The sequence below is a fragment of the Sphingobacterium corticibacterium genome, from assembly GCF_004208525.1.
Lineage (GTDB): Bacteria > Bacteroidota > Bacteroidia > Sphingobacteriales > Sphingobacteriaceae > Sphingobacterium > Sphingobacterium corticibacterium.
Genome location: NZ_SGIT01000005.1, coordinates 11,867 through 25,092 on the forward strand (window position 1 = coordinate 11,867; position 13,226 = coordinate 25,092).

Annotated in this window: 7 protein-coding genes; all 7 read right to left on the minus strand. The window is 43.1% G+C overall.

The genetic code is table 11. The annotated features are described in order from the left end of the window. Nucleotides 1-81: 81 nt before the first annotated feature. A complete protein-coding gene (locus tag EWE74_RS18545) occupies nt 82-1,347 on the minus strand; it encodes a BACON domain-containing protein (protein ID WP_130143164.1) in 1,266 nt (421 codons plus the stop codon). 15 nt (nt 1,348-1,362) lie between these two features. Continuing rightward, a complete protein-coding gene (locus EWE74_RS18550) occupies nt 1,363-2,259 on the minus strand; it encodes a BT_3044 domain-containing protein (protein ID WP_130143165.1) in 897 nt (298 codons plus the stop codon). Nucleotides 2,260-2,277: 18 nt separating this feature from the next. Then, nucleotides 2,278-4,323: a RagB/SusD family nutrient uptake outer membrane protein gene (locus EWE74_RS18555; protein WP_130143166.1), complete on the minus strand. Its 2,046-nt coding sequence runs from the start codon at nt 4,321-4,323 to the stop codon at nt 2,278-2,280. A 19-nt stretch (nt 4,324-4,342) separates the two neighbouring features. Then, nucleotides 4,343-7,459: a SusC/RagA family TonB-linked outer membrane protein gene (locus EWE74_RS18560; RefSeq protein ID WP_239018718.1), complete on the minus strand. Its 3,117-nt coding sequence runs from the start codon at nt 7,457-7,459 to the stop codon at nt 4,343-4,345. 26 nt (nt 7,460-7,485) lie between these two features. After that, on the minus strand, nt 7,486-8,865 hold the full coding sequence (locus EWE74_RS18565; protein ID WP_239018719.1) for an IPT/TIG domain-containing protein: 1,380 nt from the start codon (nt 8,863-8,865) through the stop codon (nt 7,486-7,488). A 187-nt stretch (nt 8,866-9,052) separates the two neighbouring features. Beyond that, on the minus strand, nt 9,053-11,242 hold the full coding sequence (locus EWE74_RS18570; RefSeq protein ID WP_130143169.1) for a DUF4954 family protein: 2,190 nt from the start codon (nt 11,240-11,242) through the stop codon (nt 9,053-9,055). 6 nt (nt 11,243-11,248) lie between these two features. Beyond that, on the minus strand, nt 11,249-13,090 hold the full coding sequence (gene glmS, locus EWE74_RS18575) for a glutamine--fructose-6-phosphate transaminase (isomerizing) (protein ID WP_130143170.1): 1,842 nt from the start codon (nt 13,088-13,090) through the stop codon (nt 11,249-11,251). Nucleotides 13,091-13,226 lie beyond the last annotated feature (136 nt).

Genomic DNA, 13,226 nt, shown 5'->3' on the forward strand with positions numbered 1-13,226 from the left:
AGGGAAAAATTGTGTCGTTAAATAATCTAATTGCTCGAGATTTAAACCTCGAGCAGTTAGATTATGTAATATTCAGATTAATTATCTTTTTTTAACGGTGACGATAATATCATCCAAGAATATACGGTTTCTATTAATTGGTGCACCGGTCGCTTCACGCAAATCTAAAGCTCCACCCAAGAAGCGAATTTGTGTCTCAGCGGTAGCACCTGTGATCACAAAAGATCGCTCTGTTTCCTTTGCTTTCCAGATATCTGTACAGTTTGGATCTGCGGAATAATCTGGCCAGTTGTTGATGTTAAATTCATCCACACTGACTGCTCCCGGACCAATCACATTCACATACAAACGTGTATCATCTTTTGTACCGCCTGCGGTCATATATGGTACAGCTTTAAATCTGACTTCTAAATTTTTCGTACCTTCTACCTCATTTAACTTAGGCGAAATAAAATCAGATCCATAATTCGTCTTGCCAAGCTTCACAAAACCCTGACGTGCATATGTTGATGTAATGCCATCTGCGGACGGTGAAGTTGTCCAACCTCGTGCTTTTTGTTCGATAGTCCAGTTGTCTATTCTTGTTTCACCGCCTGTAGTATAGAAAATAGGACTTCCATAACTTAACCAATCAAAATACTCCTCTAAAACCACTATCACATTTTCTTGCGTGATAAGCAATGACTCTGTTTGTAACACATCGTCAAGATAAAAGTTTAGGTTAACAGCCCGAACATCCCCGGGGTTTATATCCACACTCAATTGAATAGGCGTATCTCCCGTTCCTTGCATCGGTTCAATTTGAATCCAGTCGGCGTCTTCATCTGACAACTCAGCTCTCCATGCCCCTGTAGCACGTATTACACGACGTTCTGTAAGACCAGTTTCCGGGATTTGCAACCCCGTCTCAGCACCTTCAATATAAATAAACCTATGCCCTTCTCCAGCCTCTCCGCCAGTAGCCGCTGTCTGCTGAATTTTGAGCACATCATTTTGTAACTGTCCGTCGACAGCAAAAAACAAGGTTGTCGTACGTACTTCTGAGGTGGTGTTCTTAGACACGGTCACCGTGAAAGTACCGTCTCCGTTCCCTTCTGCCGGATCGATTTTTAACCATCTTTCTTTGCGCAAGGGTTCGATCTTCCAATTTCCATTAGCCTGAAAAGTAAATGTTTCTGAAGATCCTTGCTCAGGAATTGTAAGCGTTTCAGGGTTATCTTTCAGCTCAAATGTTCCCCTTTGATCATCGTCTTTCGTGCAGGACACGGACAATATAATAAAAAGTATACAAAAGGTATAGATTACCTTAGATAGGTTCCCTACATTGTAATAGTTAGTTGCGCTCATGAATTCAATATATTTTTATCTTATCTGCATTTCTACCCGTTCTTTTATCACCTGTGTGATACCGTCCAAGGTATACTCGTACGATAGCAGGAATACGTTTGTTTTTCTTCCAAAAGCTTCTTCGACCAGAAAAACATTCGGATACTTCGGGTCATTATCTAATTGGACAATCTCTATATCCTTATACGGTTTGATCGTCACCTTGTTAAACTCGTCCACTTCCAATATGACGGATTTTTTATTGATTTCCGCTACCTTGGACTCATACAGTTCGTTGCCTGCAACCATCCGTACACTATTATAAGTCAGCGGAAAAAGTTGTTTATTTGCCGCAACGGGTATCTCGCCGTCTTTTATCCCAGTCATCGTATACCTAGAATTCGTCACCTGCGAGGCATACTCGTTCTCAAAAGACACCTGATAAAGCATGGTATTTTTATTGGGATTGATTTCCACACCCGAAATATCGGAGACTTTTAAACCGATAAAATACGTCGAATCGGGTGACAGGCCTTCCGGACGTAGCTTTATCATGGTTCGTCCCGTACGCTCGCCTGCTTTAATCACTATCTTATCGTCAAGAAGCTCATATTTGTCCGCCGGTACCAGTTTGGCATACAAATCCTCTGCGGCATCAAAATTAGACCAATTGTATTCTTCCAAAGGCTCAGGATCTTCCTGCAATCCGATTACCATATCCTGTTCAGGAGCATGCGTACCACCGACAGACGCGACGACATAACCGATAATTTCGTCTCCGGTCAACTTTACGACCTCCTGAAAAACATTGTAACTGTCACTGCTGATCAAAGAGACTTCATTTTTATACATCTCTTTCTCGAAAACTTCATTGTCCTTACAGGCCGTAAACATCGCCATGAGTGCAAGGATTGCTATATATCTTCTTTTCATTTCTTTCTTCGTCTTATTCTAATTATAGCCCGGATTTTGGTCGACCGAAGGCAAGTTTCTCAATTCGTCTTGTGGTAAGGGTACCCAATTCGCTCGCTTATTGACTTCTCTGGTCAGGAAAGAGGAAGTTCCTGGAATGACACGTCTGTAATACGCCTCTTTGGTAGCACCGTCGGGATTCATTCCCATGATGGGCTCACGTTCAGTCTCCTCATATATACCCCACCGACGCACATCATAAAAACGTCTATTTTCCCATAAAAACTCAACCATGCGCTCTCGTTCGATTTGTTTCTGCACTTCCGTTTGACTGGCTAGCTGGCTGACTGATAAGCCCGGCAGCCCTGCACGATAACGAATCAGATTAAATGCATTTTTAATCTCGTCTGTATTTCGACTCAAAGTATACGATTTTTCATCCAGCTGCACAGTATGGGTACCAGTTAGGTTATTGAGCGCTTCCGCATACGACAATAGGATTTCTGCGTACCGGATCATCGCGTAGAATTTAGGTAGTTGTCGCGCTCCGGTACCATTTTTAGCGTCGTAGGGGTGAACCCATTTCTTAATCACATATCCTGTTATCGGGTAATTCGGGGAACTCGCACTTACGCCACCACGTCCATCCAGATCCTGAAAATAGTACTTGGCCGTGTGATTGTATAGTGTTGTGGAGGACAGCGCCTGCCATACGGCCTCGTTGAATCCTACAGAGGCGTAAAAACGCATCTCCCGGTTGGCATACATCTTAAACACACCCGCATTGAGGGGATAACCAGAAAAGCTTCTCGATTGTTCGGTAAAGAGGTCATTAAACGTACTGCCGGAAGGAAGATCGGCAACGGTTTCAAAATAGGCATCTCCACGTGCTTCATGTATAGTTCGTCCGTCCTCCATCAAGTAAGCGTCTACGACTTTTTGCGTAACACAGAAGCGTCCCCAGCCACCAAGCGTTGGTGGAAGCGCGCCTTGATTTAGATCCGAATTGATATACGGAGCACTTTTCCCCCAGATAATCTCTGGATTAATCGCGGCAACAGATTCACCGGTAAAAATATCCGAATAAGACCTAAATGCGTCTATACCGGACGCCCCACTAGGATAAGGCTTATAAAAGTCGAGATCCGAGGTAATATTTGCTGGCAGAACAGGTGTTTTTTCATCTGCCGGAACCGTATAAAGCTTATATTGCCCCATGTCCATCACCCGTTTGGCAGCTGCAGCGGCTACAGCCCAACGGGTTTCGTCGTATTGTTGAGAAACATAGTGAACCCCGTCGGTCTTGCGTGTCCAGTTACCGAAGTACGAACGGGCCGCAGCGCCACCATTATACAATGGACTAGCGTGTATCAGGCGCAAACGGGCGACCAGCGCAAGTGCTGCGCCTTTGGTAGGACGTCCAAAGTTCAAAAGCCCCACATCCGCCGGCATCAATTGTGCCGCTTTTTCCAATTCTCCACAGGTATAATCCATCGCCTCGTCGTAGGTCGCCCGCGGACGGTCATAATATTCCATGGTCTCGTTCGTGTTAAGTACTTCATCACCCACCAATATCGGTGGGCCGTAATCCACTAAAATATTGTAGTAGGCATAAGCTCGTATGAAACGCGTGTACCCTTCTATTCGTTGGCGGTCTATAGTAGTCATGTCCTCAGGCCGTTCAAGGTTCTGCAAAATGAGGTTACATTTTCGGATAATTATATAATATTTGCCCCATTGGTTGAGTCCTCCAAATTTGGTTGGGTTAATGTTTCCGGTAGCAAAATCCATCCCATAATATATGTTGGTCGTTCCTGCACCGGTCAGCCCGTTGAAGGCCTCATCCGTTGCCATAGGTCCAGGTGTATAATTGCTCCGAATCGTTCTCGCTTCGTCATTGAACTCCGCAGCAGCCCCCCACATATAGGCTTCCATATTGCGGATATTGTTGAATGCCTCGTCGATATTAAATTCATCGTCAAAGTATTCGTCGATATTCAGATAATCCTTGCAGGATGTCGCCATAACGATCAATTGGACGACGATAACTGCTTTCACTATTTTATTTATGATTGATGTTCTCATATCCTTCATTCTATCTGTATTAAAAATTGATATACGCTTGTAATGAATATGTGGACGGTATCGGATACTTACGTCCGTTCCACGCAGCTTGTTCCGGATCAAATATTTTCACATTATCCCATATATAGAGATTATTTCCTACAAATTGCAAATCCATAGATGTAACCCCGATACGTTTCAACAATGCCGGACTGACACGGTAACTCAGTGTGATCTCCTGCAATCGTATATAGCGGGCGTCGTCTTGCCAAAATGAGGACAGCTGCGTATTGTTATTATTTTTACCATATTGCAATCGTGGGAAACGGGCGTCCGGATTTTCTGCCAACGAAAGATCTATGCCCTGTTGCAACGCGTATTCACGTGGAATCCAACGATTTGCAGGATCGTTCGCCAACGTGATCACATTACCTTCAGTACCGTTATAAAAAGGCATATACCCCATACCGTTAATCTCTGTCACACCTTTATAAGTTTTAGGCATGCCTACATAGTAGAATGGCGTTCTTCCGGTTCCTTTGAATAGCACACCTAACGACAGATTTTTGTAACGAAACTCTCCACCAAAACCATACATTAGCAATGGATAATCACTATGGGTCAAAGGCACTTTATCCAGCGTATTGATTACACCATCACCGTTAACATCTTTGTATTTGATATCGCCTGGCATAACCGTACCGAAGGTCTGCTGAGGACTGTATTTAACGTCGTCTTCGTCCTTAAACAGCCCTAAGGCTTGATAGCCACGGATGGAGCCATACGGAAAGCCATTGTATTCCAGGTACGGATATTCCATATAAGACTGTTCCCAATTTTGCACGATGTTTTTAGAATAAGTGAAATTACCCCGTACCGTAAAACCGAAGTCAGGCGTAACTTGCATATTGTAGCTGATATTTCCATCCGCACCCGTGCTTTTCATTCGACCGACATTGGCATAGGGATTGGTGACAACTCCCACATATTTGGGAACCTGTACACGCTGCTGGAAGATGCCATTACGTTGGTCTTGAAAGAAATCAATGACAAAATCTATTTTATTATTGAAGAGTTTACCCTCAATTCCCAGATTAGACTTGATCGCTCTTTCCCAAGCGAGATTATCCGCTCCAATACGAGTTTCCGTAATGGTTTCTATACCGCTGACTCCCCATACAGAACTGAACCCTTGATCGGCTTTCGTCAAGTAAGGAAAACGAACATCGTTAATGATACGGTCGTTACCCACTGTACCATAGGATGCCCGGATCTTGAAGTAATTTAGCCAAGGCGCCTTTTCTTGCATAAATTCATAACTTGTGGGCACCCAACCCAATGCAACCGAAGGGAAAAAGCCGTACTGCCTGCCCGGCTGAAAGTTTTCGGAGCCGGTGTATCCAAAGTTCACATCCAATAAGTAGGTATCGCGGAAACCATAAGTTAGCCTACTGGACACCCCTTGATAACGCAAAGGAATAGCGGTTAAATTGTTGACTGCATCTTGGGTGTTTTTGGCATCACTAACATAATAATAAATTAATGCAGACGTGCGGTGGTCGTAACCGAATTTCTGGTCATAATTGATCATGGATTCGAAGTGGTACTTGCGGTACTGTCTTGTGTCCTTACCATAAATAGCAGCACTTTCCTGCACCGTTTCTTTCATGATGAGCGACCCGTCATAATCCCGACCCATTGCCTGATAGAGAGCTGGCTGTACCCATCTACGCTCAAAAAATCTACTGTGGATATCGTAGGCTCCTTGTACACGGAATTTGAGTCCATCAAGAATAGGAGAAAGATCCTGGTCTAAAGAAAGGGTCGTTTTTCCTTTATACCATTGTTCAGAGGCTTTTCCGGTACGGTTAATCAAGACATAGGGCGACGATCCTGCTCCACTTCCCATGGCGGGCAACATCCCATTAGTATATTGTGTGGGGATAGCAAGGGGTGTGAGCCCTGATTGTGCAGCCCATATATAATCCGTATTGGATACCCCGGGTTGATTCAATTGGGATAGATAGCCATCTGATCCTAGGTATACTTTTGTAGTCGGGGTAAGGTTGATATCCAAGTTGATCCGATAGTTATAGGTATTGAAACCTACATTTGAGCTGTACGGACTGCCTTTATCCACTTTGTAAGCAGCCGTTTCACTGTTACCACCCAAGCTCAGAAAATAACGGGCAACCTCAGATCCTCCGCGTCCGCTGACATAATAGCTTTGGCGCCAAAAGCTATTGTTAAGAATTTCATCTTGCCAGCTGACATCCGGATACATATCAGGATCTAGGCCGTTCTGGATGATACCTAACTCCGTGTCAGTATAAACGGGTGACTCGTTCCGAGCAAAAGCTGCTTCATTAGCCAATTGCGCATAATCATAAGCACGCAGGTACTGTGGCAGTCGATTAAGACGGGAAAGCGTCGTGTTGGCACGTCCGGTAATCTGTATACGGTCGACCGTACCTCTCTTGGTTGTGACTAATACCACGCCGTTTGCCCCACGCACACCATATACAGCAGTCGCTGACGCATCTTTCAGTATGGAGAAGCTTTCTACATCAGCCGGGTCGATCGTATTCAGGTCACCTTCCAGTCCATCGATCAAAACCAACGCACTGTTATTGGCACCAAAGGTCCCGATACCCCGTACCCAAAAGTCTGCAATATTCTGTCCGGGTTCACCGCTGGTCTGCATGGAAATCACGCCAGCTGCCCGTCCACCAAGCAAGTTGGCAATAGAAGGTGCAGGAGATTGCAAATCCTTGACATCCACTGTCGTAATTGCTCCAACAGAACTGATTTTCCGTTGTTGCGCTCCCAGACCGACCACAACGACTTCTTCGATAGCATCTCCCTTTTCGAAGAGCGAGATGGTCAAATTGGTGTTCGATTCCGTAGCTAAATGTTCAACAGGATTATATCCTACATAGCTGAATACAACTCTATCACCATACACGGCTTGAATACTAAATTTTCCATTGTCATCGGTGGATGTACCTGCCGCAGATTTGTCTTTGAGATAAATGGACACATTGGATAGTGGCTCACCATTTTCGTTGATGACGGTACCACCAATCGTTAATTCTTTTGGTTGCTGTGCAAAGGTTGCCGTGAGCCATAGGAATGGCAGCATGCACAAAACATACATGATTCTCATTATTATAGTAGGCTTTATTATTCGATAACTAGTTTACGAATCCGTGAATTGCCAAAGTCAGCAATATATATATCTCCTTGTTCATTGACAGCAACCCCCCAAGGGTTGTTAAACATAGACTCAATGGGGCCTCCGTCTCGGTAACCGGATACACCCGGCTGTCCGGCTACTGTGGTAACAATACCATCTGCCGATACCATCCTGATACAATGGTTACCATAGTCTGCCACGAACATGTTTCCGTCGTTATCAAACTTGATATCTTTTGGGTAGTTAAATACCGCGTCTTCGAGCGGTCCATCGCGATGACCACTCCCACCTGTCGCATTGACTCGTCTAAAACCTTTATCAATATGTTCGGGACGCAAATCCAACACCATAAGTCCCTGTCTGAATTCATTCGGACTGGCATTCGAATGGAGCGTCATCCAAAGTTCCCAAGGCTTCTTAGGGTTAATGCCCTGTCCGTATTGCGATCCATACGGCCACTTTGATCCCGCCGTATTTGATCCCTTATGTACGACGGTCGCTTCGTAAGTATCAGGATGAATTCTGACCACACTACCGTCACGGGATCGTGTATAGAGATAACCATCATACGGAGAGAAAGAGACAAAGTTCATATACTGGTCGCCGGTTGGAATTCCGTGATTACCTGCAAATGAGGCATTGCGTTGTCGGGGATACCAGCCCTCTCTGGGGTCAAAGGAGAAAAATACTTCGACAACCGACTCATGGGAAACGGTCATCATACCGGTGGTACGATCCACCGTGATACCGTTGGCATACGGATATGGACTACTCGCAGCCAGATACATGGAAGTCACGAGATTTTCTGCTTCGCTAACACGGCCCACGCCAAATTTTTCATCACCGACACCATCTCGCCAGGTCATGAATAAGTTACCTTCAGCGTCCAATTCCAGATATTTCGCACATACATGAGCCTGATCAAGCGTTCCAGGAACAAACTCTCTATCACCAGAACCTGTCACGGTAGTAACCTGGGCTTGAGGTGTATAATTAAAATGCTGATCATAGGCAACCGAATCCTCACCAATCACAACGGATATGCTTGGGTTTTCCCCCGGAAGACGTGGTACAATGGCGTAGATACGATTACCGCTGGAAGACACAATCGCCGCTTTTTTATTGTTGAAATAAACCTTAATCTGATTGTGGTCAGTTCCAAAATTCTCTCCGTCCAAGAGAATTTTATCTCGCGCACCACCTTCTACTGGATAAAAGGAAGTCAGCGTAATCGGTCTGGAAGGATCGTAGTCCCTACCTACCGAAGCCGCTTCTTCGTCTTTACATGATGTGGAGCATAAAATTAGCGCAGTAAAAAAAGCTAAAGTTCGCACTTGCCGTAATGCGTTTCCCTTCATAATTTTCATAACATCTACTTGATTTGTCAGTGTATAAACACAATCGTTTTTCTTTCGACAAAAGTAGAGTCACATTATTAACTTACGATTAATTTAACATCAACGATTAGTTAGCTTTTGTTGCTTTCGAGCAATTAGATAAGGATAGAAATCTTATCACAAAAAAAGAGACGCAATACAGGTTTCTTTACAAAAGTTAGTGAACCAAAGATAAAGAATCGACTATCTTTTTTACAGATCGTTCAAAATCAAAAAGTCCATCCCGTTCCTTATTGATGAAGTCGTTATCTTCTAAACGGCCAACCACTTCCTCCATCTCCTGATAAGAATCATAGACCATTTGTTTAAACGGATTTTGATAATCCTTCGAACGCGAGCTTTCAATCTCCGCAAAAATCCAACGGCGCGTCTCCATCGCTTCCTCTATAAGATCCATCATAAATTTTGCATCCCAAGACGATGGACCTCTACCTGTTACCTCCGCGAGTGAAGCAACTGCATGTTTAAACTTATCTTCTATATACAGATCGCTCCAGGCATGATAACGCGCATGCGCATCCTTCCACGATAAAATCTTATTATGGCGAATGTCCGCTAATAAGGTATCCAATTTTGTTTTTGGAACCAACTGCCCGCCAATGTTTTCAAATTGACTACGTGTTATAGGAAAGGAACTGACAAGCGTGTGTAAATCGGTAAAGGACCTACTTTCCATCAACTCAATAATCTGTTTAACAGCATAATACCGAATCATGCGCCGATACGTGTTATACGCTTCTTTTGGTTTAGCTAGTACCACCTTTCGTCTGGAGAATTCGACGTTATCTAATAAAATATCTTTTCCTGTAAGTTTTTCATCAGACAATAAGATACTTTTGCCAACGGCTTGTATATCCGACACAACGTCCTCATGGATATATGCTTTACCTACTGCCTTTTCGATTTCTATCAACGCGTCAAACATCTCATTCACCGTATCTGGCGCCAATATATCATATTCAATATATTGGTTTTTGAATTTCCGTTTGTCACGTGACTGGAATTTGGAAGTGTTGCGCATCATGGCATACATATTATACAAAAACCAGTACGCCGGCAAAACAATCAGCCGATTGGTATCTGCTTCATTGCTTACTAAACAGAAAGGAAATCGGACATTCAATTCATGCAAGAAATCTCCTTTTACGATAAGCGTATAGGACGCAAAATATGAATTGTGTTTTAGGCTTACGCATAAACCTGGCCAAAATCCACGTCCGGCAATAATTTCGCCATCCGCTGCCCGTGAATTATGATTAGATCCCACCGTAGCGCCCGCCGCCATATTACTCTGCCCCTTGACGAGTGCTGCGCAAAGGAAAGAGTTGTTATGGTGTTGTTCATGCGCTGGAAAAATCAACGAATTTAACACCTCACAACAAGAAATAGTGGAATTGTCTCCTAAAAATGAATTAATTAATCGCGCACCGTACTTCAGCTGGGAGTTAGAGGAAAGGATAAAACGAACGGCCTTTACACCATAGAAAATACGACATCCATATCCAATAATCCCATTTACCAGTTCGCAGCCCTCGCCTATTTGGGTATATGATTCTGCCGAAGAGTTAATCGTGAGGTTTTTCAGCTTATTCACACCTTTCACATAAGCATGTGAGCCCATTTTTATATCTTTAATGGTATGTGTATTCTTGATCACCGAATGATGACCGATTTCACTATAAAAGCCGTGATGGGATGAGAATTGAGCCTCCATCATTTCCTGAAAACGATGTTGCAATTCCTGATCATCTCGATAGCGGGACCATAGATAAACATCACCAGCCTGCATACCATCAAAAGGCAATACCGAACGTCCACCATTCTCATTACAAAGCTCCAAACGAATCCGACGTTCTTCTACATCGCCCGTTTTTAGAATACCATTCCCAAATTTCGCGCTACTGCTGGTTTCCATTTCATTGATATTGGCTAACATTACTTCATCACCAATAATAAAATGAGCCATATAACGTACATTATGAACAGCTACCGTACATCCAAAATCACTGCTGATAATGGTAGAATTGTATATGCCACAGGGTAAACGAAGATCTCGAAAATTAAGATAAACGTCGTCCATGTCACCTATACGCACTAATCCGTAAAATTTAGAATGCTGAATTTGTTCGGGAAGAAACTTATCGGTAACCAAAACATGATCCCAATTATTGGAATAGTTGTCATTTCTGACTAGAATTTTAATCTCTTCTTGCGTTAGATTTCGGAATTTTCCGTGCTCAGGGAACTGCTGATTACGAAAATAATATTCGTCATTATGTTGCAGGTAGGCCTTGGGGATAAAATGGTATCCCAGATCGGCCAGCTTTTCTTTAATTATCTTTGACATACTTTCCTATTCAACGGTTACCGATTTCGCCAAATTTCTTGGTTTATCTACATCTAACCCTCTATTTATACCGATATGGTATGACAATAGTTGTAAAGGAATAACCGATAAAATAGGTGCGATTATTTCATGTACTTGTGGAACAAACATCACATCATCCGCCATGCCTGCGGCGACCTCATCACCTTGTGACACTACAGCAAGGACTTTCCCTTTCCTCGCTTTAATTTCCTGAATATTGCTAATAATCTTTTCGTGATAACTGTCTTTCGTGGCAACAAAAACAACGGGCAGTTGTTCATCAACTAATGCAATGGGTCCATGTTTCATCTCCGCTGCAGGGTATCCCTCTGCATGGATATAAGAAACTTCTTTCAGCTTTAAAGCACCTTCCAATGCAATCGGGAAGTTATAGCCTCTTCCTAAATAAAGGAAATCTTTTGCATCGTTATACTTTCTTGCTATATCTTGAATAACCGCATCCTGATCGTCTAGAATTTCCTTTACATGTTCGGGAACTTTCGCCAAATCCGCCAACAATCGATTGAACAATGTCGCCTCAATAGTACCCTTTAATTGCGCAACTTTCAGTGCGATCAAATAAAGTACCGCCAATTGAGCGGTAAATGCTTTAGTGCTCGCCACTCCTATTTCAGGTCCGGCATGTGTATAAGCTCCTGCATCGGATATGCGAGCGATGGACGACCCCACCACGTTGACTAGCCCGAAAATGGTAGCACCCTGCTTTTTCGCATTCTCCAATGCAACCAATGTATCCGCTGTTTCGCCACTTTGGGAAATGGCGATGATGACATCTTGATTGGTGATAATAGGGTTTCTGTACCGAAACTCGGAAGCATACTCCACCTCTACGTTAATACGGCATAGTTCTTCAATCACATATTCTGCCAATAAACCCGCATGCCAACTTGTTCCGCAAGCAACTATAATAATCCGGTTTGCTTTTAATAGTTTGTCCGCAATCTTGTCCACGCCACTTAATGTAATAGACTGATGTTCAGCATCCATACGACCACGCAAAGAATCAAAAATAGTCTGTGGTTGTTCAAATATTTCTTTCAGCATAAAATGGTCGAAACCGCCTTTTTCGATAGCCGCTAATTCAATATCCAACTTCTGTACAAAAGGTGTAATGCGTTCGTTCCCTAGATTTTTTAGAATCAACTCATCCGGACGTACAATGGCTAATTCGTAATCATTAATATAGACAACCTCCTTTGTATAGGCCAACATTGGCGAAGCATCAGATCCTAGATAGTGCGCATTCTCTCCTATCCCTATAACTAATGGACTTCCTTTGCGCGCAGCAATAATAGTATCCGGCAAATCTTTATCTAACAATAAAATCACATAAGCCCCTACGACTCTCTTCAATGCGATTCGTACAGCTTCTTCCAATGAACACTCGTTGTTAATTTTAATATCTTCAATGAAATTGACCAGAACTTCCGAATCGGTATCGCTTTTGAATGTATAGCCTTTTTGAAGGAGTTCGCTTTTTAGTTGTGCGTAGTTTTCAATTATACCATTATGTATCATGGCAATATTTCCAGAGTTGGAAGAATGTGGATGGGCATTCCTGTCGGACGGTTCGCCGTGCGTTGCCCAACGTGTGTGTCCAATCCCTATCGTCGCTTGAATATTTTTTCCGTACACAGACCCCTCTAACGCCGATACTTTACCTTCTTTTTTGTAAACTTCAATTGAATTTCCAGTATGTAGAGCCACACCTGCGCTGTCGTAGCCTCTGTATTCTAATTTTTTTAACCCGTCTATAAGTACCGGATATGCCAGGTTGCTACCGACGTAACCAACGATTCCACACATAATTTTTATTTTATTTAAAGATGGTGAAACTTGCATGATTGCCACATTCATAAAAAATATGAACGATCCCTGCAGGTTTCAATAGTTTTATTTTAAATAGGTCGTAAATATAAAAAAATTACCAATGCAATCGATT

Excerpts from the sequence above, each read along its gene's own strand:
- EWE74_RS18560 (WP_239018718.1), bottom strand. The coding sequence starts at position 7,459 with ATGTATGTTTTGTGCATGCTGCCATTCCTATGGCTCACGGCAACCTTT.
- EWE74_RS18545 (WP_130143164.1), bottom strand. The coding sequence starts at position 1,347 with ATGAGCGCAACTAACTATTACAATGTAGGGAACCTATCTAAGGTAATC.
- EWE74_RS18570 (WP_130143169.1), bottom strand. The coding sequence starts at position 11,242 with ATGTCAAAGATAATTAAAGAAAAGCTGGCCGATCTGGGATACCATTTT.
- EWE74_RS18550 (WP_130143165.1), bottom strand. The coding sequence starts at position 2,259 with ATGAAAAGAAGATATATAGCAATCCTTGCACTCATGGCGATGTTTACG.
- glmS (WP_130143170.1), bottom strand. The coding sequence starts at position 13,090 with ATGTGTGGAATCGTTGGTTACGTCGGTAGCAACCTGGCATATCCGGTA.
- EWE74_RS18555 (WP_130143166.1), bottom strand. The coding sequence starts at position 4,323 with ATGAGAACATCAATCATAAATAAAATAGTGAAAGCAGTTATCGTCGTC.
- EWE74_RS18565 (WP_239018719.1), bottom strand. The coding sequence starts at position 8,865 with ATGAAAATTATGAAGGGAAACGCATTACGGCAAGTGCGAACTTTAGCT.